We start from the raw sequence: 26,294 nt of genomic DNA, 5'->3' as shown, positions 1-26,294 counted from the left end.
TTAAAAAGAAAACTTTTATTTTAATGGGGTGTATTAAATGAATAGATTAATTAAACCCGCTGTACTATCTATATCTTTACTTATTATTATGACAGGAACAACTGTATCTCCTGCCCTAGGAGAAATAAGTAAGGCCTTTCCAGATATAGATTCTTATTTAATAAAGATGATTTTAACTTTACCAACTATTGTTGTAATTCCTTTTAGCTTACTTTCTGGTAAAATTTCACTTGTGATGAAAAATAGAAAGATATTGATAATTGCACTTATACTCTATATAATTGGTGGATTAGGTGGAAGTTTTACTAACAGTATATATGAGCTTTTATTTTTTCGAGTTATTATAGGTATGGGTATGGGACTACTAATACCTTTGTCAAGGTCTTTAATAGCTGATTTTTTTACTGGAAATGAAAGGACAGAAATGATGGGTATGTCAAATGCTATATCAAACCTAGGAGGAATTACTGCTACCCTTATTGCAGGTTTTTTAGCTACATTTAGCTGGCGTTATGTTTTTTTAGTATATTTAATATCTTTACTTGTACTTGTTTTAGTTATTTTTGTACTTCCTGAACCAAAAAGACGAAAGCCTAATAATCAAAATGAATTTTATATTAATAATAAGGTTTTAATATTAGCTATTTTAGCTTTTTTCCTTAATATTGCCTTTTACTCAGTTGTTACAAATATTGCCCTATTTATTGAAAATGAAAATATAGGTAACTCAAATTCTGCTGGTATAGCTATGGCATCACTAACTTTAGCTGGATTTATAAGTGGAATCTTTTTACAAAAATTATCAGCTTTATTAAAAAACAAAAAAATACCAATTGGAATAGTACTTATGAGTTCTGGCTTTTTACTCTTAAGTAATGCATATAACTTAACAATTATATTATTGGCTAATTTTTTAATTGGTTTTGGTTTAGGTATATTAAAACCCCTTATATTGCTACAAGTGACAAAGGTTACTCCACAACTTTCAAATGCCTTTTCTTTATCTGTTGTAAGTAGTTCTTTATATTTTGGAAAGTTTATGTCACCTATTTTTTTAAATTTTCTAGCTGAGGTTTTTGGAAATAATAGTATTAGATTCACCTTTTTTATGGTTGGTATTGGTTTAGGTTTATCTTTTATAATATCCTTAATTCTAAGTTTTAACAGCTTTAGAAAACAATTTTCCCATTTATTTTAATGCTTTTTCAAATTCTATTTCATGGAGTATAGGTATATCATCATAACCCTTTAATGGTATCTCTGGCTTTATTTCTCTAGCCTTTTCTACTGCATTTAGGTGGATTGCTTTCATATTAAAGTCCCTTTTTTGATAAAATCTAATTGCCCTTATATTATCATTAGTTGTAATAAGCCAAACTCTATTACATCCTTCTTCTCTTGCCCTTAAAACTACCCTTTCTAACAATCTAGTTCCTATTCCTTTATTTTCATTAAAACTATCAAGGGATACTATTTCACATTCATTGTCTTCAATTTTATAAGTTACAAGACCTACTATATTGTTATCTTCTATTACCACAAATCCTGGGAGATTATCAATATTATGTACTTTTCCCCTTGAAACTATAATTGAAGAACCCCAACTATCTTTGATTAATTTAATAACCCTTGCTCTTAACTCCTTATCAATCTCTCTTATTTTCATTAAAATCCCCCTTATTCTTCATAAATCATTTTCTTTGTCATTCCACCATCAATAACTATATTTTCACCATTAATAAAATCATTGTTTTCATCACTTAAAAACAAACATGCTCTAGCAATATCCTGAGGCTTACCTACTCTTTTAGAAGGATGCTGGTTATGGTCAATTGGTCTCAGTTTATCGTAATTATCATTTTGAATCCACCCAGGACTAATTGAATTTACTCTAATCTTTTCTTTGCCTAAAGTAATTGCTAATGCATGGGTAAGTGCAACAATTCCACCCTTTGATGCTGCATATGCCTCCCAATTTGGTTCTGACATCAAATATCTAGTAGAAGCAATGTTAATTATACATCCTCCACCTTTTTTCCTCATATGTCTTGCAAATTCCCTTGAAGTAATAAAATAACTTCTTAAATTAACGTTTAAAATCTCATCCCATTCTTCAATACTTAAATCATATATTGATTTACTTTTACTTATTCCAGCATTATTAACTAAAATATCTATTTTGTCATATTTATTGACAATAAAATCTATCATCTCAACTATTTTATTACCCTGTTTTAAATCAATTTCATAAAAAAACAACTCATATCCCTTTTCATTATAATCTTTTTCAAGTTTTATTCCTTTTTCTTTATCCTTATCTGCTATAATTACTTTTGCTCCAAAATCTAAATAGGCTTTTGCTATAGCCTTTCCAATTCCATTTGCACCACCTGTTACTAAAACTATCTTATTTTTAAATTTCATAAAATCACCACCTATAGAAAAATTATACTACAAAAAATTATTTAATTCTATCCAATAATAATTCTAATAGTTTTGTAAAAACTAAGTTATATCATAATTTTTAAAGAGGTCGATATGATGTTTATAGATAGATTAGACGCTAGCAAAAAACTATTACCAAGGTTAGAAAAATTCAAAAAAGATAATCCTGTTATTCTTGCCATACCTAGAGGTGGGATAGTTATAGCATATGAAGCTATAAAAAAGTTTAATTTTAAATGGGACTTAATTATTCCAAGAAAAATAGGTGCACCTTATAATAAAGAGTTTGCAATAGGTGCTGTAGCACCTGATGGCTCAACTTTTGTAGATGATAATATAAAAATGCAAAATATACCTAAAGACTATATTGAAAAAGAAGCTAAAAATCAAATAAAGGAAATTGAAAGAAGATATAAAAAATATAAAGGAAATTCAGACTATACTAATGTTAAAGATAGAACAGTAATAGTTATGGATGATGGTATTGCAACTGGTTTTACAATTCTTGCAGCTATAAAATCCTTGAAAAAGCAAGGTGCAAAGAAAATCATTGTAGCTGTACCTGTAGCACCCTTAGATACTATTAAATTTTTGGAAAGATTAGTAGACGAAGTTATAGTATTATTAAGTCCTAAAACTTTCTATGCTGTAGGTTCATATTATGAAAGTTTTAAACAGGTTACCGATAAAGAAGTATTAAATATGTTAAATAGACTAGATAAGGAATAAAATTTCCATTTTTATATTATATTCTTTTACATATAATTAACTACCAATTAATATACATTTTAGTTAACCACCTTAAAATTGTAATTGCATAGAATTATTTTGGAGGTGGATTAAAATGTATACAATTAAAAAATCCTCTGAGAAAATCTCTGAAATAATTGATAGGTTATGTAATATTTTATCAAATAATGAGGGAAATTTATCAACTGAAGAAGTAGTATTAGCAAATAGATTACTTGATACTGTAATAAGTGAATACAGTAATTAAATAGTGATTTTTACATTAATTATATAATATAAATACCACCTTATCATCTAAAACTAATAGTGTAACAATTATTAATTGTAAAGGTGGTATGTTAGTGAAGAAAAAAATTGTAATTCTAACAGTGATATTAAGCTTTTTACTAATTTCATTGCCAGCATCTGCTGAACCTTTAACTTATACAGTAAAACCTGGAGATTCAATGTGGAAAATTGCAGTTAGATATGAAGTAGGAGTAAGTGAATTAATTAATGCAAATCCTCAGATTAAAAATCCTAATTTAATTTATCCAGGACAAAAGATAAATATACCAGATATAAGTGATATTAAGGCGATAGAAGATAAAGTTATAAAACTAGTAAACATTGAAAGATCTAAAAGAGGATTACAGCCTCTTAGGAAAAATTGGCAGCTTTCAAGGGTTGCTAGATATAAATCTCAAGATATGATAAATAAAAACTATTTTTCTCATTATTCTCCAACCTATGGTTCTCCATTTAAAATGATGGAAGACTTTGGTTTAAGATTTACTGCAGCCGGAGAAAATATTGCTATGGGACAGAGAACTCCTGAAGAAGTAATGAATGCTTGGATGAACTCCCCAGGTCATAGAAGTAATATATTAAGTTCATCCTTTGATCAAATTGGTGTAGGTGTTGCAAAGGATAAGTATGGTAGATACTATTGGACTCAAATGTTTATGAGAGCTACCAAATAAAAAGAGTCAGGATTTGAATCCTGACTCTTTTTAGAGTTTATATATTAAATTTTTTAACCTCTAAATTTAAAGACTTAGCAAGCTCATGATATAATAGTTTATACCCTGCTGTATTTATTCTAAATTCCATTTACTAATGTTTCTAATCTTCACCTTTCCTTCTTTAGCAAATAATTTAATTCCTAGGCTTTCTTTACTTGGATAAATTCTACCTGTGAACACTTCTTCTCCATCATTTATAAAGACTTCTAATGATGATCTATCCATAAAAATATGCAATTTCAGTATATTTGTATTTGGTATTTTACAACGTCTAATTCCTTTATATCCTTTACCAGATTTGTTTCTATCAAATATAAATTTTTCGTTATTTCTATCATAGTATAAAACTGTTTCCTCTTTACCATCTTCAGAACATCTTAATTTAATTCCAAATTCATTAGCATCTTCCAATTCAAATTCAACCAGTAACTCTAATACATCACCAGAAATTTTTTGAAGAATTATTTCTTCATTATCTATAAGTATATCTTTATAAGTAACCTGGTCTTTTCTAAGAAGTTTTAATTCTTCTACTGGTTTTTGATAAAGTTTACTGCCCTTTAATTCTAAAACCCTTGGTAAAGTCATTGCATGAATCCATTTATGTTCAACTGTTGGATGTTCTTCCCTCTCTGGAAGCCCCATCCATGCAAACATAATCCTCCTACCCTTTTCATCTAAAGTTGTTTGTGGTGCATAAAATTCAAAACCTCTATCAATTTCTATAAATTCTCCATGCTCCATTTTCCCAGTTGAGTAATCAAGTTTTCCAACAAAGTATCCTGATTGATATATATTGTTATATAAATCCCCTTTAGCCTCTATACCTTGAGGTGAGAATATTAACACATCTTTACCATTAAGACTAAAAAGGTCTGGACACTCCCACATATAGCCTAAATAACCTAAATCATTTAAATTACTGCCTGCTACTTCGCCTACAAGTTCCCAATCTTTTAAATCCTTAGATTTAAAGAGTAAAACCCTTCCCTCTTCTTTTACTGTTTGAGTACCAATTACCATATACCAAAGTCCATCCTTTTTCCAAACCTTAGGATCTCTAAAGTGTCTTGTATAACCTTCAGGTTGGTTATACATTACTGGATTATTATCATATTTACTAAACTGTATCCCATCCTCTGTTGTAGCTAAACATTGATAGGTTTCTCTATTTCCCTCTTCATCTTTAACATTACCAGTATAAACTAATGTTAAAATTCCATCATTCTTTACTGCACTTCCTGAGTAACAACCATGGGTTTCGTACCATTTACTAGGTGCTAATGCTATAGGTAATTCTTCCCAATGGACTAAATCTTTACTTTTCATATGGGCCCAATATTTTAACCCATGGGTTGTGTCAAATGGATGAAACTGATAGAACAGATGGTACTCTCCTTTATAGTGAATAAAACCGTTTGGGTCATTTAATAATCCAGTAGGAGGCATAATATGATACTTTAATCTATAGTAGTCACCTTCTGCTATATCTCTATTTTTTTCAATAATTTCGTTAGCTTTATTTATCAATTCAGTATTTTTATCCATATTATTCACCTGCCAATTTTTAATATAGTCCACAGCATTATTTTAAAATAAATACTTTTATATTAAAACATAGCGGAGAAAATTTCTCCGCTATGTTTAGTGCCATTAATTGACTTTTGTGTCTTTAAATTTCATAAGATAAGTTGCTATAAAGGCACCACCAAATGCTAATATCATACCTATTAGATAATTTAACATAGAAGTAGATTCAACTATTGCAGTTCCTGGAATACCAGTTAATCCTACTGCTGTCATTCCTACTTTAGTAGCCACTACATAGGCACCTCCAATTGCACCACCAATAGCTGCTGCTAAAAATGGTTTACCTAATCTTAAGTTTACACCAAATATGGCAGCTTCAGTAATACCTAATAGACATGAAGTTGCTGCTGGTAATGCAATTGATTTTAACTTAGTATCTTTAGTTTTAAAGTATACTGCTATAGCTGCTCCACCTTGAGCTACATTTGCCATTGACCATATTGGTAGTAAGAAGTTTACTCCAACATTTTTAATTAATTCTGCTTCAAAAGCATGGAAACTATGGTGAACTCCTGTAATTACTATTGATGAATATACTCCACCAAATAATAGTCCGGCTAATACACCTGCTTGATTATAAACAAAATCAAGTGTTGCTGAAATTCCATTACCTAATAATCTACCAAATGGTCCTATTGCAACTAATGATATAAAACCAGTTATCATTATTGTAAGAAAAGGTGTTACAATTATATCTAATGCATTTGGTACAACCTTTCTTAAATTTCTTTCAATAATTCCCATAATCCATACTGCAAATAGTATTGGTAATACTGTTCCTTGATAACCAACCATACCTACTTTTAAACCAAATACATCGATTGTTTTCTCTATACCTCCACCTAATGTCCATGCATTTTGTAAAGCTGGGTGAATTAATATTCCACCAAGGGCTGCTGCCAAGAATGTATTTGCTCCAAATTGTCTAGCAGCACTAAAAGCGATTAATATTGGTAAAAATATGAATGCAGCATTTGAGAACATTTCTAATATTATAAATAGTCCACTTTGACTATCTACCCAGCCAAATGTTTTTACCATGCCAAGTGTTCCCATTAATAAACCACTAGCAACAATAGCAGGTATAATTGGTACGAAAATATTTGAAAGCATTCTAGCAAACCTTTGTACTGGATTTAGATTTTTCATAGCATCCTTCTTAACTTCACTTGTTGAAGATTCCTTAATGTCAGTAATTTTAACAATCTCATTATATACCTTGTTAACAAGGCCTTGTCCTATAATTATTTGGAACTGTCCTGAATTTGAAAAACATCCCTTTACTTCTTCAAGCCTTTCAAGTTCATTAGGATTAGCTTTAGATTCATCTTTAAGAACTAAACGAAGCCTAGTTGCACAATGAGCAGCACTTTCAATATTTTCTTTTCCACCAATTAATTCCACAATACGCGCTGCTACTTCTTTAAGGTTTTTGTTTTTTACACTACTCATCTTGTCTTACCTCCTCTTATATTTATTTAGTAATATTTATTTTTAAAATTTAAATAACAATTTTTACCGTATGCAATGGGTTTTACCAGTAAATTACATCAGCAAAATAAAAAGACCCAAAACTATTAAAGATAGATCTATTTCACCTTTAATAGTTTTGGGTCTTGCCTGCCTAACCAGTCACAATCCCTAACAATATATCGTTTTCATGCATTACTATTATAAATAAGTTTTTTAGGTTTGTCAATAATATTTCAACATTGTCGATTTTATTACCTATAATTTACATAGATATTTCCCTTGTAATTGGGAAAGATAATTTAACAAATAAAGCTTAAAGGATGTGCTTATATAAAATATGGAATTATCACCTAAACTATATCACTGGTTTGTTCGCCCTAAATGGTTTATAAGGCTTTACAATAACACTTTAAAATCACTTTTAAAGGATTTTGATTTTAAAAATAAAAAGATTTTAGATTTTGGTTGTGGAATTGGTTCAAGTAGTTCATTATTTGATTCAAATTATTATTTAGGACTAGATTGTGACTCAAAGAGAATAAATTATGCAAAATATCTATATCCTAACTATAACTTTAGTACTATTAAAAAGGGAAAACTACCCTTAGCTAGTCAAAGTATAGATTATATCTTAATAATTGCAGTTTTACATCACATATCAACACCTGAAATAAAAGATTATTTATTAGACTTTCATAGAATATTAAAACATAATGGAAAAATCATCATTATAGAACCATGTATTATTAATAAATATTATTTTAGTAATTGGTTTATGACAAATATGAATAAGGGAAAGTATATTAGGAATGAAAATGATTATTTAAGTCTATTTAATAAGGATTTTTATGATGTTAATACTATAAAAAAATTTAAAAAGTGCTTTTTCTATAATGAAATCTTTTTTACAGCTACTAAAAAGTAAAAGGCAGAACAAACTAATTTAGTTTGTTCTGCCTTATTTTCTTTCCTGAGTATTCAATTGCCTTTTTAGCAATTATATCTAAAGGATCTATAAAATTTCCTCTAAATCCATATATATCATAGGCAGTTGATAGTTCTGTACAACCTAATATCAAAACTTCTATATCTGATTTTTTTAGTTCTATTAAAACATTTTTAAAATTATAAATTGATCTTTCTTCACAACCTTCTTTTATGTCATAAATAAATTTAGAAACATACCTTTGTTTTTCTTTATCTAGTTTATATAAATTAATGTGGTGTTTATTAAAATATTTATCATAAACTCCAGACTTACTAGTCCCTTCAGTTGATAATAATCCTATTTTTTTACTCCGGTAATATTCAATAACATGATTAGTAGTTTCCTCAATCATATTTAAAAGGGGAATATTAATTTCTTTAGCAATATCATTGTAAAAATAATGGGCAGTATTACAAGGCATTACTAAATATTCTGCCCCTGCTTTTTCAAGGGTTTTAGCAGATTTTATCAATTCATTTTTAGGATTTTCTCCTTTACCTAATATATAAGAAGTTCTATCTGGGATAGAAGTATTATTATCAATTATTATTTCTAAGTGCTCTTGATCCTTTTTTGCATCTGTTAAAAAAACAATTCTTTTAAAGAGATTAACAGTTGCTAAAGGCCCCATACCTCCAATTATTCCTAACTTATTATACATGGATATCACCGTTTATAGACTTTTATTACATTATATGCTAAATCTTATCATATTTAATACCCTACATATGCCCACTCTTAACAAAACTTTTAATTGAGGGGCAGACCCTGAATAATAAAAAAACAAATAAAACAACCAATTGGCTGCTTTATTTATTAAATCACCTGTAATATTACACATTTTAAATATAATGATTGGTCATCTCCTACTAAAATTGGGTGGTCTTTAGCTTGAGTCCTCACTTCTACTTGACGAAGTCTTTTCTTTGCATCCCTAGCTGCATCTTTAATCATATCCATAAACAAGTCAGGAGTCATATAATGTGAACATGAACAAGTAACTAAAAATCCTCCAGAACGTAATAATTTCATTGCTCGCAAGTTTATTTCTTTATAACCTCTATAGGCTCTTTTTACAGCAGAACGTGATTTACAAAAGGCTGGTGGATCTAATATAATAACGTCAAATTTTTCATTGTTTTTGTGGTAATCTCTAAGTACGTCAAATACATTTCCAACAACAGTCTTTATTTTATTTTCATATCCATTAAGCTTTGCATTTTCCTTAACATATTCAATTGCATGTTCAGAAATATCAACTGCTATAACTTCATCTGCTCCATAATGTGCTGCATGTAAAGTAAATCCTCCAGTATGGGTAAAGGTATCTAAAACTCTAGCATTTTTAACAAATGGTTTAATAGCTGCACGATTTTCCCTTTGATCTAGGAAATAACCTGTTTTTTGCCCATTTTCAATATCTACAGTCATTTTTATACCATTTTCTATAATCTCTACATTTGTATCAAAGTTACCCTTTAAATATCCTTTTTTCTGTTTTAGCCCTTCAAGTTCTCTAACTTGCACATCATTCCTTTCATATATGCCCTTTGGATTAATTACCTCATCCAAAATATCTACTATCATATCCTTATATTTGTCTATACCTAGTGCAAGTGTTTGTATAACAAGATAATCGCCAAATTTATCAACAATAAGTGCAGGCAAAAAATCTGCTTCACCAAATATAACTCGACAACTTGAAGTGTCTACTAGTTTTTTTCTATATTCCCACGCAGATTCTATTCTCTTCTTAAAAAACTCTCGATTAATCTCTTCTTTTTTCCTAGTCATAATACGTACTCTTATTTTTGACTTAGGGTTTATATATCCCCTTCCTAGAAATTGATTAATATTATTATAAACATCTACAATATCTCCAGGCTCATAAGTTCCCTCTACTTTTTGAATTTCGTTATCAAAAACCCATGGATGTCCCTCAAGAATCCTTTTATCTTTATGCTTTTTTAAAATTACCTTTGCCATTTTTTATCCTCCATCATAATTAATTTTTTAACATTTCTATGATATATTATTCATCATAACTTGTAAACCTACTATAAGCTAAGAGGATTTTTTCTTTTTTTGTATAAATAGTAATAATAATTAATTTAATTAGATAGGAGGTTTTAATATGCTAAAAGATTTAATCGAAAATGGATATGGTAAAGATAGAAAATTAAACTGTGCTGAAAAAATCCTTTACGGGGCTAATGAAGTATATAATCTTAACTTAGATAAAGAAAGTCTAAAACTTTCTGCAGGTTTTGGTGGAGGTATGGGGGTTGAAAGTACTTGTGGAGCTTTAACAGCTGCAATTATGGTTTTAAGTAAATTAGCAGTTGAAGATACTGCCCATAAAAGTAAAGTTAGAGATTATACCAAAACACTATTAACTCAATATGAAAATGAAATGGGTGCAATAGACTGCAAAACTCTAAAGAAAAAACATAAAAAATTGTTTTCTGGATGTGATAAAATAATCATAAAGGCTGCTGAACACCTAGATGAAACAATAAAGGATATAAAATAAGTCAGGAAAAATTTCCTGACTTTTGTATTAAAAACCTTCAGATTTTAACCATTTATCAGCCTCATTTATACTTTCAAATTTTTCTAAATGAAGTTTAGTATTCTTTACAGCTAATCTTATCTGTAAGTCTATAACAGAGTTATATTGATTATTTCCTTCCAATATCATTGCTGCTTTTCTAAAGCCATTTGATACTGCCCATTTTACATGACTTTTAATATCATCTGTTATCATTGCAGCTTCATAAGCATTAATGTAACAACACTTTGCCCATTCTTTACCATTAAAAAGTGGTATTATCTTAGAGACATAATCATTATGAAACCTTTCCATATCCTCAAGTCTCCAATATCCCTTTAGAGTTTCATAGACTAGTCTTCTATCCTTATCTACCTTTAATATGTATTTCCCCTTGGGATCTTTTATCTCCATCTACACCACCTTTGCTCCATCAATTATTTTAAGAATTTTGTCGTATTCTGTCATATATTATTTTACTATAATATGCTAAATTTTTCTATAGCTTTGTGAATCTTTTTTGTTTTTTTCATTTACATTTTTCTTTTATTAACCATTTCTATTTCATTTAAAACCTTTTTACAAACTATTTTATTCCCTGCAACTAGTGAAATTCCCCTTTTATCATCAAGATAGATCACTTTTCCTTTCGCTTCCTTTATAATTAATACTCCAGCTGCTACATCCCAAGGGCTTAAGTTTATTTCCCAAAATCCATCTAATCTACCTGCAGCTACATTGGCTAAATCATAGGCAGCAGCTCCCATTCTTCTTAATCCTCTAACTTTAGGCACAAAATGTGCAAAATAATTAGCGTTATTATCTTTATGTGTTCTTTTATCATAGGGAAAACCTGTAGCTAACACACAATCTTGTAAATTACTCTTATTTGATACATTAATTCTTTTACCATTTAAATATGCCCCTTCATCTTTTAATGCCTCAAACATTTCATCAAGTTTGGGTAAATATACTACACCTAATAATGTTTCACCTTTGTGCTGTAGTGCTATAGATATAGCAAATATAGGTAAGCCTTGTGCATAATTTGTTGTTCCATCTAAAGGATCAATAATCCACAAATAATCTGAATCTAAATCTATCTCACCAGACTCCTCAGATAGTATTTTATGATCAGGATAATGTTTCTTTATCTTATCTAATATATATTTTTCTGATAGTTCATCTACTTCAGTTACTAAATCTACCTTTGAAGATTTGGTATTAATCTTTAGGTCTTCCTTTTCTAAATACTCCAATTGTATTTTTCCAACTTCCTTTGCCCATGACTTTACATTATTTAGTACCTCTTTTAAGTCTTTCATAATATACCTCCTCTTTTGCATATTAATTTTATAAAACATAAAAATTACTTACATGTAGATAAATACATCACATGTTCCAAATAAACTCTATTCTAAATACTAATTTTATCTATTGAAAGACTTTGTTATAATCTGAATATTCCTAATAATTTTGCTGACATTAATAAAATTGAAATTGTTAATATAACCTTAATCCACTTATCACCCTTTTTTACTGATAAGTTGCTTCCTATAAATGCTCCTAGTCCATTTCCAATAGCTAAAGATAATCCATACAGCCAATTTACTTTCCCATTAATAATAAAAATCAATAGAGATATAATCATATATATTGCTACTATTAAAACCTTCATACTATTAATTCTCACAAGTGAAAAACCAGTTATTAATGTAAGTGATGCTATAATTATAAAACCTACTCCAGCTTGAATAAGTCCTCCATATATTCCAACAAAGAAAAAAACTATAGCCCCTATAATCTTTCTTCTATTGTTTAATTCTAAATCCCTTGATTTTAGCCTTTTCTTTGGATTCCATAATATTAATCCTAAAATAATTATCATTACTACAGCCAATATTTTATTAAAAATATCATCAGGAAGGGATATAGCTATATTTGAACCTACTATAGCACCCAAAACTGCTGGCAATGCTAATGTAACGCTTAACTTCCAATCAAAATACCCCTTATTTTTAAAGTTAGTTATTGCAATAATATTTTGTATCATTATTGCAATTCTATTTGTTCCATTAGCAACAGCTGATGGCAAACCCAAAAAAATTAATACTGGCATAGTAAAAAGTGAACCTCCACCTGCTACAGTATTTAAAAAACCAGCAATTGTACCAACAGCAATAACTAGTAAAGTATATTTAACAGACATAATCTACCCCCTAATTTTATCTCTTTTGTTTTCTTTTATTTCTTCTTTATTTTAGAAAAATATCCTCCCTTAATATATCTAGTTTCACTTACTGTTATAAAGATTTTATCATCATAACCCTCTATAATTTCATGCAACTTATTTAAATCCTTACGTTTTAAAGTAATATTTAAAATATTTCTTATTCCATCTTTCCCTTGACCTTCTAAAATAGTAACTCCAAATCCATACTTTCTTAATTTTTCAGTAAGGTCATATGTTCCTTCATTTACAACTATTTGGGCAGTTAAATTACCAAGGGCAATTTTTTCCTCAATATAACTTCCAACATAATTACCACTTGCAAACCCTAAGGCATAAGCCAAAAGATTTCCAATATCACTTAAACCACTAACTACCTTTCCCAATGCAGTTATATAAATTATTACTTCAAAAAAACCTATTAAGGCTGCTTGAGTTCTTTTCCCCTTTACTATCATTAACATCCTCATAGTTGCTAATGATACATCAGTAATTCTTGCAAAAAAGATAAAAAGATAGCCCAAAAACAATTCCATAATAATCCTCCCCAAAATAATATTTCCATTAACTATATATATGTATAATATGATAATAACTATAAAATAACAAGAATTTTTTCATTTTTAATAATATCTACTTGTTCTTTTTAAATTAATAGAATATAACAGGATTTAAAGTGATAAATATCGAATATATTCTTTGAACAAAAGAAGGGAGTGGGATTTATGTATTTTTTGACTTACAAATATAATAATGAAGAAAAAATAGGAGTTCTAAGTAATGATAGTAAAAATATTATACCTATGGAAAAAATTTTTCATAAATTAAATAAAAAAACCCCGAAAACAATGAATGATTTTATCCAATTATCAAATGACAGACTTATTCAAAGGATTAAAACAATTCTAGATACAACTAACTTTGATGGAATACCTAAAGATAAAATTAAAATATGTGCACCTATTCCTTATCCTAAGAGAAACTTGATATGTCTTGGTAAAAACTATACTGATCATGTAAAAGAGCTTATGGGAAAAACTATTGCAGATTCTAATATCCCTGAATCACCAATATACTTTTCTAAAGCGGCAAGTCCAGCTATTGGAGACGGAGATATTATTAAAAGCCATTCTAGTTTAACTAATCAGATAGATTACGAAGTAGAGTTAGCTATAATTATAGGAAAAGATGGTATGAACATTAAGGAAGATGAAGCATTAGACTATATTTTTGGCTATACTATAATAAATGATATAACCGCTAGAGATATTCAACGAGAAAGAAAGCAGTGGTTTAAAGGAAAAAGTCTTAGTACTTTTTCTCCAATGGGACCATATATTGTTCACAAAAGTATAATACCTTGGCCCGTTGAACTTAACTTAGAAAGTAAAGTAAATGGTGAAACAAGGCAAAAATCAAATACTAGAAATATGATATTTAATATTCCTTACATAATTCGTGACTTATCACAGGGAATGGAATTAAGGGCTGGTGATATCATTCTTACAGGTACACCATCTGGAGTAGGTTTAGGCTTTGAACCGCCTAAATTCTTAAAATCTGGAGATATAATTGAATGCTATATTGAAAAAATAGGAACATTGACTAATAAAATTGAATAGTTTCTAATCTATAAAACGGTGAAATCAATTCACCGTTTTTTTATTTGCAAACTCACATTTGTATATCTTAAATAATATAATGTAGTATCTTTTTTAAAAGGAGTGTTACTATGAATCATTACTATCCTAATTATTATATACAACAACAAGAACCTCCATTTGGTCGTCCTGGAAGACCGCCTTTTGGACCACCTGGCAGACCTTCAAGACCTGGGATACCTCCAACACCTGGCATACCAACACCTGGTCGACCTCCTACTATACAACCTCCATTTACACCTGGTGGACCACCTATTTCACCACCTCCATCATTTACTCCTGAAAGGGCACCATTTACTCCATACAGAATTGACCCAGGTGCAATAAGGCAGTGTTTATATAGATATACCTATGTATGGCTAGATAATGGTAGATCTTTCTGGTTCTTCCCTATTTTTATAGGACCAAGATCAATAGCTGGTTATAGATGGGTCGGTTTCTATTGGATATATTTTGGAATTGACCTAGATAGAATCGAATCCTTTACGTGCTTTTAATTATATTTAAAGGAATTGGGCTTTTTATCCAATTCCTTTACTTTTATAATACTTTATTTTAATAGGCAATTCATAAGGTTGTCACAATTTTTCATAATTTGAATATATTATTATACATACTTTAATAGAGAGGTGATCTTATGAATAATCAATATGATGCACAACAATATTCCCCTCAACAATATTTTGGAGACTATGGGTATGATAGATTTGGATACGGTCGTTTCCCAGGATATTATGGTAGACCTTTTTATCCTTTCAGACCATTTTATCCATTCAGACCTTTTAGGCCTTTCAGACCATTTTTCCCATTTAGACCTTTCTTCGGATTTGGTTTCTTTAGAAGACCCTTCTATGGTCCATTTTAATCTTATATATTAGATTTAATAAGGAACTCTGAAATTACAGAGTTCCCTTTACATATTATTTATTATTTTCATTAAATAGAAATAACCCTGTAGCTCCGACTACTAAAGTAGTCAAAACAACAGTAGCAACATATATTACATCGCCTATACTATGAGGTCCTACAAGCTTACTGGAAAACCATATAAGTTCAATTATAAGTAAAACTATCCAAATTCCAAATCTTATTTTCATAATTATTGTCCCCTTTCAAAATCCTTAATAATAAAGACAAATGATATATTTGTTTCATATAAATAGCAGAGGTTTAACCCTCTGCTATAATTAAGTTCTCTTTATTATGAAATTGTTATTAATTATTTAATCCATATCTTTTTTATAAGACTTTACTTCCTCCATTAGCTTATCAATAAGTTTTTTCACAGAAGTAATCCTATTTATTTTGTAAACCTTTGCCCCAGCAAATGCAAAACCTTTATCTAACTCCCCTTTTTGTGCATTAATTAATGCATCAGCAATACAATAGGGAGTATTTTGTGGATTACAAGGTTTTAGACAGTTTATACATTTTATATTCTGAGGCTTTTGTTTTTTATAGACTTTTTCAACAAATTTATTTCGTATAGCTCTACCAGGCATCCCTACTGGGCTATTAATTATCATTACATCTTCTTTACCAGCATTAATATATGACTGCTTAAATTTGTCATCAGCATCACATTCATAGGTAGCAACAAATCTTGTAGCCATTTGAACGGCTGAGGCACCAGCTGAAAGTATTTTTACAATATCTTTTCCATCATGGATACCTCCTCCTGCAATAATAGGGACTCTACGCTGATATTTTTCCTCAAATGTTTTAAGGGCATCTTTAACTTCCTTTACAAGTTTAGTTAATGGTAAATCTTTAATATTTTCAAGTTGCTCTGTTGAAAAGCCTAAATGTCCTCCTGCTTCAGGTCCCTCTACTACAATAGCATCAGGAAGATATTGATATTTTCTATCCCATTGTCTACAAATTAACTTTGCAACTCTTCCAGAAGAAACAATTGGAGCAATTTTTGTTTTAGATTCTTTTACAAACTTTGGAAGATTCATAGGGAGTCCTGCTCCTGAAAAAATAATATCTACACCTTCATTAACAGCAGCCTTTACCATTTTTTCAAAGTGATTAATAGCAGTCATTATATTAACTCCAATAATACCTTTAGGTGAAAGCTTTCTAGCCCTTTGAATATGGTACTTCAAAGCTTTTAGATTAGTTTCCAACTTATTTCTGTTATAGCCATCAAAATTAAATCCTGGTTCTGCTGCTGAAATCACCCCAATACCGCCAAAATTAGCTACAGCTGCTGCTAGATTTGATAGTGAAATTCCTATTCCCATTCCCCCTTGAACAATAGGTACAGGGGCAGTAAGGTCTCCTATTTGTAGTTTTGGTATATCCATTCTAACACTCCATTTCTCTTATTTAAATATTTAGAATCATTATATAATAAAATTAAATTCTATACAATTTATAGTGTTAATATATTTAATTATTATCTCCAATAATATCAAGAAAAATCTTAACTAACTTAGGATCAAATTGACTACCTGAACAACGCTTTAATTCCTCTATTGCCTCTTCTTTACTTTTCTTTCTACTATATGGGCGTTCACTAGTCATAGCATCGTAGGCATCAACTATAGATAATATTCTACATTCAATAGGTATTTCTAAACCTTTAAGCCCTAATGGGTAACCATTCCCATCCCATCTTTCATGATGCTTAAGGATTAAATCTGCTACTCCAGACAGGTCAGGTGATGACATTGCTATTCTATATCCCTTTTCAGGGTGTTGACGCATAATTTCCCACTCTTCCTCTGTAAGTGGTCCTTCTTTAAATAATATTTTGTCAGGTATACCTACTTTACCTAAATCATGGAATTCAGCCAATAAAGTCAAATCAGACAACTGTTTTGAAGAAAGATTTAGTTTTTCACCTAAGATAATAGAAAGCTTTTTCACTCTTTTTACATGACCTGAAGTTATATAATCTCTTTCAGTAAGTGCAGCCATTAAAGTGCTAATTATTTGACTTCTAGCACTTTTTCTACGTTGAAGCTTATCACGATACATAAGGTCATCTGCTTTTTTATAGGTTTCTAATATAGAAACTCCTTTATTACTAGCAGTTGCAATACCCATTGATATGTGTAATTGTAACCTAGGATGTTTTTTATTATAATCTTTTATATTTTCACGAATACGTTTTAAAACTTTTTCTCCAGATTCTTCATCTGTATAAGGTAGTATTATAACAAATTCATCTCCACCTATTCTAGCCAATATGTCTGATTGACGTACAGACCTCTTTAGTACCTTTGCATAATTTTTTAATATTTCATCTCCTTTACTGTGACCTAAAGTATCATTCACAAGTTTTAAACCATCCATATCAGTTGAAACAATAGTTATTGGAAATTGATTGCTATGTGAAAGATTCTCAATTATTTGTTCATAATAGGTCCTATTATATAATCCTGTTAATTGGTCATGTATACTTAAAATCTTAAGCTTTCTTTCATACTTTTTCTGTTCCCTTATATCTGAGTATATTCCATATCCACCTACTACTTCTCCATTTACCACCACAAGAACAGACTTTATTCTAACATCAATTGGTTTCCCTTCTTTATTATAACGAACTGATTGAGTTTCCACCATATTTCCTTTAAATACTGTTTCAGTCAGTTTTCTTGCCTCTAAGTAATTTTCTTTATTAGCAACAAGTCTATCAACATCTTTACCTATACATTCTTCAGAAGTATAACCAAATAATTCTGTAAATCTTGAGTTTATATCTATTACCCTATGATTAGTATCAAAAAACACAATAGCATCTGTAGAGTTTTTAAATAATGCTTCAAAACATTTCTTCTGATAAGTTAATTTTCTTTCGGTATCCTTTATTGTCGTTATATCACGAATAGATTCAATAGCTCCCACAATATTTCCATTTACACCATAGAGTGGTCTAGCTTTTCCCCATAGATATATATCTAGTTTAGGACTATAGGATTCCCCAATAAGTGTATTTTGTGTTGTCCTTTGAAAGCTAATATAATTATCTTCGATATCTTCTTTTGAATTTAAAACCAGATTAATTAATATAGGTCTTTTTTTTCCATAAAAGGGTAAAGCATATTCATAGTTATCCTTACCTAACATTTCTTCAGATTTAATACCAGTAATCTCTTCCATCTCTTTATTCCACATAATAACTTTGCCATTTTTATCTATAGCAAAGGTAGGATCTGGAAGAAAATTAATAATCTGACTAAAACGTTGCTTAGATTCTGTCAGTGCTTTTTGAGTTTCTTTAAAACCTGTAAAATCCTCAACTATTCCAACTCCACTTATTATATTATCTTTTTCATCTTTTATAGGAAATATTCTTATAAATATCCATATTTTCGAATCTCCTGTTGTGGAATAATATGGCCCTTCATAGATAACCTCTTCTCCATTTAAAGCTCTATCAAAATAAGGTATAACCTCTTTATATTTTAATCTTTTTAAATTTAAACCAACTATTTTTTCAATTGAACTATTTAATATCTGTGCTAATCTATTATTGCATTGAGTTACAATATAATTATTATCAAACATGAAAATTCCTGATGGAGATTGTTCAAAAACAGCCCTAAAAAATTGCTCATTCTGCTTAACTTTTTCCTCCAGTATTTTAGCCTCTGTTATGTCATGTAGAAAGCTTAATACAGCAGGCTTACCTTCCCATTCAATTCTAGCTGAGTTTATAGATACCCACATAATATTCCCATCTTTTTTTATTACCCTAACTGAATACATTTTTTCAGTTTCTACTCCTGCAATCCTTTTTTGATGGGATTCAATTACTCTTTTTTTATCATCAGGATGAACAAATTTTGCAATTGAAATTCCAGTGACCTCTGTTTTAGAATATCCTGTATTTTGTAACACTGCAGAGTTAACAAATTTAATTATACCATCTTAGCTTACAACAATTCCTTCATGAGTATTTTCAATAAAACATTTATACTTATGTTCTATTTCATTTACCTTTTGTTGATATTTCTGAATCGTATCATTTATTTTTTTTATTTTTGAAGATAAAACACAATTTATTTCAGTATCGTCAGTTTTTTTCTTATTAATATGAGAATTAGGATTTTTTCTCGTAGATGTTTTTTCATCCCTTGATTTTCCCATGATAAGTACGCCCCTTCCAATTTAAAGGAAAATAACTCCAATCTAGGATATTCCCAATAAATTATCTATTACTTGTTAGAATAATTATACAATAAAATTTCACAATTTTTCAACAAATTTCGAGCACTGTGCTACTCCTAAATATGGATATTTTTATACAAAAATTTTTAAAAACTCTTGAAAATATAGTAGAATGTGATATAATATACAAAACGCTGGATATTTATTCACCATTGTTTAACTTATTAATTTTGTCCAGTGAGGCAAAAATAAGGAGGTATTAAAATGCAAAACTACTTACTTTTAAATGATGGAAGCTTTTTTTGTGGAGAGCTTATCAATCAATCAAAAAACATCCTTGGAAAAATGATATTAAATAATGAAGGAAATATCGTAATTAAATGTCAGTTAACTGGTAAAGAAAAATTAATTGTAAATAAAAAAGATAACCAAACAGGATATTTAACTCTATCTAATGTAGATTTTCAAGGCTTGAAACAAAAGATAAAAGAAAATAAAACTCTTCTAGGTAAAATCGTAACTGACTCTTTACCAATAGAATACCATGTTTACGACTTGAAGACATATATTCCCGCTAATATAGCTTAACTTTTATAAATGTAGATAAGGCTTAAGTATAATAAATTTATTATACTTAAGCCTTTTTTATTTTTGTATAGACAATTTAAATACTAGTAGTTTCTAATATTGATATATTCTATTTCTATTATTCTTAATTATATGGTATATATTAAGTTGTAGTAATTTAAAGGGGGAATTATAGTGAAAAAAAGAGTAAGTATTAAAAAAATCAGAAATGATGCTGAAAATTTATTTAGAAAAGGAGATTTTTATTGTTCAGAAGCTATTGTTAGTTCAATAAAAAATAATTTTGAAATTAATATGCCTGATGAAATGATAGCTATGGCATCTGGTTTCCCAGTAGGAATTGGAAAATCTAAATGTGTCTGTGGTGCTGTATCTGGAGGGATATTGTCATTAGGCTATTTCTTTGGAAGGACAAAAGGTGGCGATCCAAAGGTTGAAAAAACCCTTAAATTAGCCAATGAACTTCAACAAAGCTTTAGAGATAACCACGGTTGTTTATGCTGTCATGTACATACTAAAGGGATGGATATGGCTTCAGGAGAACATAAAAAACAGTGTATTTCCTTTACAGGTGAAGTGGCTGAAAAAGCAGCTGAAATAATCGTACGTGAATTAGAATTGGAAAATATTGATGAATAATGGGGTGAAAACATGGTGGAAATAATTAAGAAAACCCCTATACCTATAGCTGGATTAATGTTAGCTTTAGCGGCAACTGGAAATTTAGTAGCATCATATGGTAATAATTATAAAAATATTTTCGGATATATTTCATTTGTAATTTTTATACTCCTTATTTTAAAACTATCTTTTGATACTAAAACAGTCATTAAAAGCTTAGAAAATCCCGTTGTTGCCAGTGTTTCTCCTACTTTTTCTATGGGAATAATGATATTATCAACATATATAAAAACATCTATACCTTCTATAGCTTATTTAGCTTGGGTTTTAGGTCTTGTTATTCATAGTATATTAATAATCTATTTTACAAAAAAATTTATTTTGAAGTTTGATATAAAAAAAGTTTTTCCAAGCTATTTTGTAGTATATGTTGGGATTGTTGTAGGTAGTGTAACTGCACCAGCTTATAATGCTATAAACCTTGGCAAACCTATCTTTTGGTTTGGTTTTATATCCTATTTAATTTTATTACCTATAGTAATATATAGAGTATTTTTAATTAAATCTATTAAAGAACCAGCTTTACCTACAATTACAATTTTTGCTGCACCTGCTAGCCTATGTCTAGCTGGATATATGAGTTCCTTTCAAGAAAAAAATATGATTATAGTTAACTTACTTACATTGTTATCTTTAGTTATGTTATTTTCTGTTCTTATATATATGCCTAAAATGCTAAAAACTAAGTTTTATCCAAGTTATTCAGCTTTTACATTTCCATGTGTAATAAGTGCTATAGCAATAAAAAAGACAAATGCTTTTTTTATTAGTATAAATAATAAAATATCTTTCTTTAAATATATTGTAGCTTTCGAGGAAACATTAGCTGTTTTAATTGTACTATATGTTTTATTTAAGTACACTAGTTTCCTTTTAATTAATAGGCAAGAAGAAAAAGTATTAAATAACTAAATACAATAATACATTCATTTTTAAAAAAGAGCTTAAATATTTAAGCTCTTTTTTACTTACTATAAATCCTTTATACGTATTTCTTTAAAGACTTCTGATAATTTAGGGTTTTTGTATATAAACCATTTTATTTTTTCTCCTTTTATACTATCTCCCCTTTGTATATAGCCATAAAATATACTATCTGATTCTAATGTAGAACTATTGGTTACCAAAATATAATGCTTATTATCAGATAATTTAATATCAATTGAGTATAAATCCCTTTTATAATCTGGTTTATTTAATATATAGTATGAAAAACCATTGGTCTTTAATGCTTTTTTGATTTTATTTAAAGTATAAAAATAATTAAGCAGCCAAAAGGCTGCTTAATTATTTTTTATCTACTTTTCCATAGGCTTTTCTATATATATCAGCTAACTCTGATACTAATGGTAACCTTGGATTTGCAGTTGTACATTGGTCTTCAAAGGCTCTATCTGCAAGCTCATCTAGCTTTGCAAAATATTCTTTTTCATCTATTCCACACTCTTTTACTGACATCGGCATATTTAATTCTTTCATTAAGCCTTTTACAGCTTCGATTAAAGATTTAACCCCTTGCTCAACTGTATCTGCCTTAAGTCCTAATACTTTAGCAATTTCAGCATACTTCTTATCTGCTATATATTCTTTGTATTTAGGGAATGCAGTAAACTTACTTGGCTTAGTTCCATTGTATTCTATTACATGTGGTAATAAAATAGCATTTGCTCTACCGTGTGGTATATGGAATTCCCCTCCTAATTTATGTGCCAATGAGTGATTTATACCTAGGAATGCATTAGTAAATGCCATTCCTGCCATACAGGATGCGTTATGCATCTTTTCCCTTGCAACTTTATCTTTTCCATTTTTATATGCCTTAGGTAAATATTCAAATACTAACTTAATTGCCTTTAAAGCTAATGCGTCTGTAAAGTCAGTAGCCATAACAGAAACATAGGCCTCTATAGCATGTGTTAATACATCCATACCAGTATCTGCTGTAACATTTGGTGGTACTGTCATAACAAAGTCCGGATCTAATATAGCAACATCTGGAGTTAATTCATAATCAGCTAAAGGATACTTAACATTATTCTTCTTATCTGTTATTACAGTAAATGCTGTTACCTCTGAACCTGTACCAGATGTAGTTGGTATAGCTACCATTTTAGCAAGCTTACCAAGTTTAGGGAATTTGAAAGTTCTCTTTCTTATATCCATAAACTTAAGCTTTAATGCATTGAAATCTAGCCCTGGATGTTCATAGAATAGCCACATACCCTTAGCAGCATCAATAGCTGATCCTCCTCCAAGGGCAATTATTGTATCTGGCTTGAAATCCCTCATCAATTCAGCACCTTTAATCACAGTTTCAACTGAAGGATCTGGTTCTACATCTGTAAATACCTCTACTGCAACAGTATTCATTCTCTTCTTTAAATGATACATAACCTTATCAACATATCCTAGTTGTACCATTACTTTATCTGTAACTATTATTGCCCTATTTATATTAGGCATCTTAGTTAAATATTGTATAGACCCAAATTCATGGTATATTTTATGTGGTACCTTAAACCACTGCATGTTTACTCTTCTTTTTGCAACTCTTTTTACGTTTATAAGATTTACTGCTGATACATTATCTGTAGTTGAATTATTACCCATAGTTCCACATCCTAATGTTAGTGATGGTATATTGCTATTATATATATCTCCAATAGCACCATGTGTCGAAGGTGCATTTACTATTAATCTACCTGCCTTCACTTTTTTAGCAAACTTAGCAATAACATCATCATCATTTGAGTGAATAACTGCTGAATGGCCTAGTCCACCAAACTCTGTCATTTCTATTGATCTCTTTATACCTTCTTTATAGTCTTTAACTTTATAACAAGCTAATATTGGACTTAACTTTTCCATAGATAATGGATACTTAGATCCCACCCCTTCTAGTTCTGCAATTAATATTTTTGTGTCCTTTGGAACGTTTATACCTGCCAATTTTGCTATTTCATATGCACTTTGACCAACTATTTGCGGATTTATAGCACATTTCTCTTTATTAACTGCTAACTTCTCTAGTTTTTTAATCTCATCTTTATTTAAGAAATAGCAATTGTAATCTTTCATTAAGTGTACTACATTATGATATATTGCTTCATCTATTATTACAGCTTGTTCTGAAGCACAAATCATTCCATTGTCAAAAGTTTTTGAAAGTATTAAATCTGTTACAGCCTGTCTAATATCTGCTGTTTTCTCTATGTAACAAGGTACATTTCCTGCTCCAACTCCTAGTGCTGGTTTTCCGGACGAATAAGCTGCCTTAACCATTCCTGGCCCACCTGTAGCTAATATTAAGGATACACCTTCATGCTTCATAAGATGGTTAGTTGCTTCAATTGAAGGCTCTTCTATCCATTGAATACAATCCTCAGGTGCCCCAGCCTTTATAGCAGCATCCTTAACTATTTTTGCAGCCTCTACTGAACACTTTTGTGCAGAAGGATGAAAACTAAATATAATTGGGTTTCTAGTTTTCATTGCAATTATAGCCTTAAACATAGTAGTAGAAGTAGGATTTGTTACAGGAGTAACTCCAGCTATAACACCTATTTGTTCTGCAACTAATAAATATCCCTCTTCTTTGTTTTCTTCAATTACTCCTACTGTTTTGTTATATTTTATGCTATGGTATATATACTCAGTTGCAAATATATTTTTAGTAGCCTTATCTTCATAAACTCCCCTTTTAGTCTCTTCTACAGCCATTTTAGCCAATTCCATATGTTTATCTAAGCCTGCAAGTGCCATTTCTTTAACAATAGTATCAACCTGTTCTTGGTTTAACTCCATAAACCTTTCTCTGGCTTTATTGGCTCTAGCAACTAGTTCATCGATTTTAGATTTAACATCTTTTTTCTGTTGTACTTTCTTTGACATCTGCAGCCCTCCTAATTTGTTATTATTTTAACAATTGCTTGTTTATAGTTTAACAATGTATTATTGTTTGGTCAAATCCAATCTATTATTGAAAATCAAATATATAACACAGGAAAATGTTTTGCTTTTAAAATAACTTACTTTTTCAACATCACGTAATTTTTATCAATTTGTGTCAATTTTCTATTGCTTTTGCGTTAATTAATTAACATTTATTGATGTATGACAAGGAAACTCATTAATCTCCTGTGATTCAAGGAATTTATTGATATTTCTAGAATATATCTATATAACAGATAATTATAAAAGTATTTCATAGGGGGAGATGTATTTTGAAAAAAATTTCAACCAAAACAACAGTTTTAAAAATGTCACCTAATAATGAACCTGTGGAAACTATTAAATCTGGAGAAAAAGTCGTTTTTAAAACATATGATTGTTTTAGTAATTCAATCCAAAAAGAGGAACAGCTTTTTAGTTCTGTAGGATGGGATTTAATAAATCCAGCAACTGGACCTTTATATATTGAAGATGCAAAACCAGGTGATGTTTTAAAAGTAGAAGTATTAGATATTAAAGTTGATGAAAAAGGTGTAATGACAACTGCTCCTAATCATGGAGTACTAGGTGATATTATTCCAGAAGAAAAAACTAAAATAATTTCAATTGAAAATGGAAAGGCAATATTTAATGACAAAATTAGAATCTCAATAAAGCCTATGATAGGCGTAATTGGTACAGCACCAAAAGAAGATGAAATCCCAACAGGTACTCCAGGTGAACATGGTGGAAATATGGACTGTAAAAGGATAGTTAAAGGTTCTACTCTATATTTACCAGTTAATGTTAAGGGTGGACTACTTGCAATGGGTGACCTTCATGGAGTAATGGGTGATGGTGAAGTAGTAATTTGTGGTCTTGAGATTTCTGGAGAAGTCACTATAAAAGTAACTGTATTAAAGGATGTTAACTACCCATTACCTATGTTAATAGAAGGTAGTGACATTATGACTATTGCATCAGCAGAAACACTAGATGAAGCAGGAAATCTAGCTACTAAAAATATGCATAAATTTTTAAATGAAGAAGTTGGAATAGACCTCCATGAGGCAGGCATGCTTTTATCCCTTTTAGGTGATTTAAAGGTTTGTCAAGTAGTTGACCCACTTAAAACTGCCAGGATGGAATTGCCAAAATGGGTTTTAGAAAAATATGATTATATATTGAAATAATTCCACAAGTTGTATATGTTTTCTAAATATTATATAATGTATATAGTATTTTATGGAGGTGTAAGATTTGGACTTAGCAGTAAAGG

28 protein-coding genes are annotated in these 26,294 nt (G+C 29.6%); 13 read left to right on the top strand and 15 right to left on the bottom strand.

What is annotated here, in order from left to right; genetic code table 11:
* The first annotated feature begins 37 nt into the window (after window positions 1–37).
* Complete coding sequence (locus BET03_RS04795) at window positions 38–1,198, top strand: MFS transporter (RefSeq protein ID WP_120167847.1); 1,161 nt, start codon at window positions 38–40, stop codon at window positions 1,196–1,198.
* Here BET03_RS04795 and BET03_RS04790 read toward each other — a convergent pair.
* Both BET03_RS04790 and BET03_RS04785 read right to left on the bottom strand, forming a co-directional pair.
* Window positions 1,190–1,666: a GNAT family N-acetyltransferase gene (locus tag BET03_RS04790; protein ID WP_120167845.1), complete on the bottom strand. Its 477-nt coding sequence runs from the start codon at window positions 1,664–1,666 to the stop codon at window positions 1,190–1,192. The two genes, BET03_RS04795 and BET03_RS04790, sit on opposite strands and share 9 nt — an antisense overlap.
* A gap of 11 nt (window positions 1,667–1,677) precedes the next feature.
* Window positions 1,678–2,424 carry an SDR family NAD(P)-dependent oxidoreductase gene (locus BET03_RS04785; protein WP_120167843.1) on the bottom strand — a complete coding sequence of 249 codons (747 nt, stop codon included), beginning with the start codon at window positions 2,422–2,424 and terminating at the stop codon, window positions 1,678–1,680.
* 117 nt (window positions 2,425–2,541) lie between these two features.
* On the opposite strand from BET03_RS04785, the gene BET03_RS04780 reads away from it, so the two are divergent.
* The 3 genes from BET03_RS04780 to safA all read left to right on the top strand — a co-directional run bounded on the left by BET03_RS04780 (window position 2,542) and on the right by safA (window position 4,157).
* Window positions 2,542–3,174, top strand: coding sequence for a phosphoribosyltransferase (locus BET03_RS04780; protein WP_120167841.1), 633 nt, complete (start codon window positions 2,542–2,544; stop codon window positions 3,172–3,174).
* Window positions 3,175–3,289: 115 nt separating this feature from the next.
* The gene (locus BET03_RS13595; protein WP_183108728.1) at window positions 3,290–3,442 is read left to right on the top strand and encodes a hypothetical protein; all 153 of its coding nucleotides are present in this window, start codon (window positions 3,290–3,292) and stop codon (window positions 3,440–3,442) included.
* Between the two features lie 94 nt (window positions 3,443–3,536).
* Window positions 3,537–4,157 (top strand): SafA/ExsA family spore coat assembly protein, encoded by a 621-nt coding sequence (gene safA, locus BET03_RS04775; protein WP_120167839.1) that lies wholly within the window; start codon window positions 3,537–3,539, stop codon window positions 4,155–4,157.
* Window positions 4,158–4,271: 114 nt separating this feature from the next.
* Here safA and BET03_RS04770 read toward each other — a convergent pair whose 3' ends face one another.
* Entirely contained in the window at window positions 4,272–5,747 is a 1,476-nt protein-coding gene (locus BET03_RS04770) for a glycoside hydrolase family 32 protein (RefSeq protein WP_120167837.1), read from the bottom strand.
* Window positions 5,748–5,852: 105 nt separating this feature from the next.
* Window positions 5,853–7,241 carry a sucrose-specific PTS transporter subunit IIBC gene (locus BET03_RS04765; protein WP_120167835.1) on the bottom strand — a complete coding sequence of 463 codons (1,389 nt, stop codon included), beginning with the start codon at window positions 7,239–7,241 and terminating at the stop codon, window positions 5,853–5,855.
* 358 nt (window positions 7,242–7,599) lie between these two features.
* Here BET03_RS04765 and BET03_RS04760 point away from each other — a divergent pair, with 358 nt between their 5' ends.
* Window positions 7,600–8,187, top strand: a complete 588-nt coding sequence (locus tag BET03_RS04760; RefSeq protein WP_120167833.1) for a class I SAM-dependent methyltransferase — start codon at window positions 7,600–7,602, stop codon at window positions 8,185–8,187.
* Between the two features lie 13 nt (window positions 8,188–8,200).
* On the opposite strand, the gene cuyB is transcribed toward BET03_RS04760, so the two are convergent.
* Window positions 8,201–8,911, bottom strand: coding sequence for a cysteate racemase (gene cuyB / locus BET03_RS04755; protein WP_120167831.1), 711 nt, complete (start codon window positions 8,909–8,911; stop codon window positions 8,201–8,203).
* Window positions 8,912–9,066: 155 nt separating this feature from the next.
* Window positions 9,067–10,236, bottom strand: a complete 1,170-nt coding sequence (locus BET03_RS04750) for a class I SAM-dependent rRNA methyltransferase (RefSeq protein ID WP_120167829.1) — start codon at window positions 10,234–10,236, stop codon at window positions 9,067–9,069.
* Between the two features lie 148 nt (window positions 10,237–10,384).
* On the opposite strand from BET03_RS04750, the gene BET03_RS04745 reads away from it, so the two are divergent.
* Window positions 10,385–10,783: a C-GCAxxG-C-C family (seleno)protein gene (locus BET03_RS04745; RefSeq protein ID WP_120167827.1), complete on the top strand. Its 399-nt coding sequence runs from the start codon at window positions 10,385–10,387 to the stop codon at window positions 10,781–10,783.
* Between the two features lie 27 nt (window positions 10,784–10,810).
* Here BET03_RS04745 and BET03_RS04740 read toward each other — a convergent pair whose 3' ends face one another.
* The 4 genes from BET03_RS04740 to BET03_RS04725 all read right to left on the bottom strand — a co-directional run bounded on the left by BET03_RS04740 (window position 10,811) and on the right by BET03_RS04725 (window position 13,567).
* Window positions 10,811–11,215 (bottom strand): hypothetical protein, encoded by a 405-nt coding sequence (locus BET03_RS04740; RefSeq protein ID WP_120167825.1) that lies wholly within the window; start codon window positions 11,213–11,215, stop codon window positions 10,811–10,813.
* A gap of 119 nt (window positions 11,216–11,334) precedes the next feature.
* Window positions 11,335–12,126 (bottom strand): inositol monophosphatase family protein, encoded by a 792-nt coding sequence (locus BET03_RS04735; RefSeq protein WP_120167823.1) that lies wholly within the window; start codon window positions 12,124–12,126, stop codon window positions 11,335–11,337.
* Window positions 12,127–12,251: 125 nt separating this feature from the next.
* On the bottom strand, window positions 12,252–13,010 hold the full coding sequence (locus BET03_RS04730; RefSeq protein ID WP_120167821.1) for a sulfite exporter TauE/SafE family protein: 759 nt from the start codon (window positions 13,008–13,010) through the stop codon (window positions 12,252–12,254).
* A 35-nt stretch (window positions 13,011–13,045) separates the two neighbouring features.
* Window positions 13,046–13,567: a DUF2179 domain-containing protein gene (locus BET03_RS04725; RefSeq protein ID WP_183108726.1), complete on the bottom strand. Its 522-nt coding sequence runs from the start codon at window positions 13,565–13,567 to the stop codon at window positions 13,046–13,048.
* Between the two features lie 189 nt (window positions 13,568–13,756).
* Here BET03_RS04725 and BET03_RS04720 point away from each other — a divergent pair, with 189 nt between their 5' ends.
* The 3 genes from BET03_RS04720 (at window position 13,757) to BET03_RS04710 (ending at window position 15,557) form a co-directional block, all read left to right on the top strand.
* Window positions 13,757–14,653, top strand: coding sequence for a fumarylacetoacetate hydrolase family protein (locus BET03_RS04720; protein WP_120167819.1), 897 nt, complete (start codon window positions 13,757–13,759; stop codon window positions 14,651–14,653).
* A gap of 110 nt (window positions 14,654–14,763) precedes the next feature.
* The gene (locus BET03_RS04715; RefSeq protein ID WP_120167817.1) at window positions 14,764–15,189 is read left to right on the top strand and encodes a collagen-like protein; all 426 of its coding nucleotides are present in this window, start codon (window positions 14,764–14,766) and stop codon (window positions 15,187–15,189) included.
* 140 nt (window positions 15,190–15,329) lie between these two features.
* Window positions 15,330–15,557 carry a spore coat protein gene (locus BET03_RS04710; RefSeq protein ID WP_120167815.1) on the top strand — a complete coding sequence of 76 codons (228 nt, stop codon included), beginning with the start codon at window positions 15,330–15,332 and terminating at the stop codon, window positions 15,555–15,557.
* A gap of 55 nt (window positions 15,558–15,612) precedes the next feature.
* Here BET03_RS04710 and BET03_RS13590 read toward each other — a convergent pair whose 3' ends face one another.
* The 4 genes from BET03_RS13590 to BET03_RS04695 all read right to left on the bottom strand — a co-directional run bounded on the left by BET03_RS13590 (window position 15,613) and on the right by BET03_RS04695 (window position 19,795).
* Entirely contained in the window at window positions 15,613–15,789 is a 177-nt protein-coding gene (locus BET03_RS13590; protein WP_183108725.1) for a hypothetical protein, read from the bottom strand.
* A 126-nt stretch (window positions 15,790–15,915) separates the two neighbouring features.
* Window positions 15,916–17,004: an NAD(P)H-dependent flavin oxidoreductase gene (locus BET03_RS04705; protein WP_120167813.1), complete on the bottom strand. Its 1,089-nt coding sequence runs from the start codon at window positions 17,002–17,004 to the stop codon at window positions 15,916–15,918.
* Window positions 17,005–17,089: 85 nt separating this feature from the next.
* Window positions 17,090–19,567, bottom strand: a complete 2,478-nt coding sequence (locus tag BET03_RS04700) for a PAS domain S-box protein (protein ID WP_279230342.1) — start codon at window positions 19,565–19,567, stop codon at window positions 17,090–17,092.
* 9 nt (window positions 19,568–19,576) lie between these two features.
* Window positions 19,577–19,795: a hypothetical protein gene (locus tag BET03_RS04695; protein ID WP_120167809.1), complete on the bottom strand. Its 219-nt coding sequence runs from the start codon at window positions 19,793–19,795 to the stop codon at window positions 19,577–19,579.
* A 285-nt stretch (window positions 19,796–20,080) separates the two neighbouring features.
* On the opposite strand from BET03_RS04695, the gene BET03_RS04690 reads away from it, so the two are divergent.
* From BET03_RS04690 to BET03_RS04680, 3 genes are all read left to right on the top strand, one after another.
* Entirely contained in the window at window positions 20,081–20,404 is a 324-nt protein-coding gene (locus tag BET03_RS04690) for a hypothetical protein (RefSeq protein ID WP_120167807.1), read from the top strand.
* 174 nt (window positions 20,405–20,578) lie between these two features.
* Window positions 20,579–21,043 carry a C-GCAxxG-C-C family (seleno)protein gene (locus BET03_RS04685; protein ID WP_279230341.1) on the top strand — a complete coding sequence of 155 codons (465 nt, stop codon included), beginning with the start codon at window positions 20,579–20,581 and terminating at the stop codon, window positions 21,041–21,043.
* Between the two features lie 12 nt (window positions 21,044–21,055).
* Window positions 21,056–21,997, top strand: a complete 942-nt coding sequence (locus BET03_RS04680; protein ID WP_120167803.1) for a TDT family transporter — start codon at window positions 21,056–21,058, stop codon at window positions 21,995–21,997.
* A gap of 375 nt (window positions 21,998–22,372) precedes the next feature.
* Here BET03_RS04680 and adhE read toward each other — a convergent pair whose 3' ends face one another.
* Window positions 22,373–24,976, bottom strand: coding sequence for a bifunctional acetaldehyde-CoA/alcohol dehydrogenase (adhE, locus tag BET03_RS04675; RefSeq protein ID WP_207666035.1), 2,604 nt, complete (start codon window positions 24,974–24,976; stop codon window positions 22,373–22,375).
* Between the two features lie 332 nt (window positions 24,977–25,308).
* On the opposite strand from adhE, the gene BET03_RS04670 reads away from it, so the two are divergent.
* The gene (locus BET03_RS04670; protein WP_243096860.1) at window positions 25,309–26,208 is read left to right on the top strand and encodes an acetamidase/formamidase family protein; all 900 of its coding nucleotides are present in this window, start codon (window positions 25,309–25,311) and stop codon (window positions 26,206–26,208) included.
* The last annotated feature ends 86 nt before the right edge of the window (window positions 26,209–26,294 follow it).

Source organism: Thermohalobacter berrensis (genome assembly GCF_003609645.1).
In the GTDB taxonomy this organism is placed as follows: domain Bacteria; phylum Bacillota; class Clostridia; order Tissierellales; family Thermohalobacteraceae; genus Thermohalobacter; species Thermohalobacter berrensis.
Note: the sequence above shows the minus strand (reverse complement) of the source record. Positions and strands in the feature narration are given on the sequence as shown.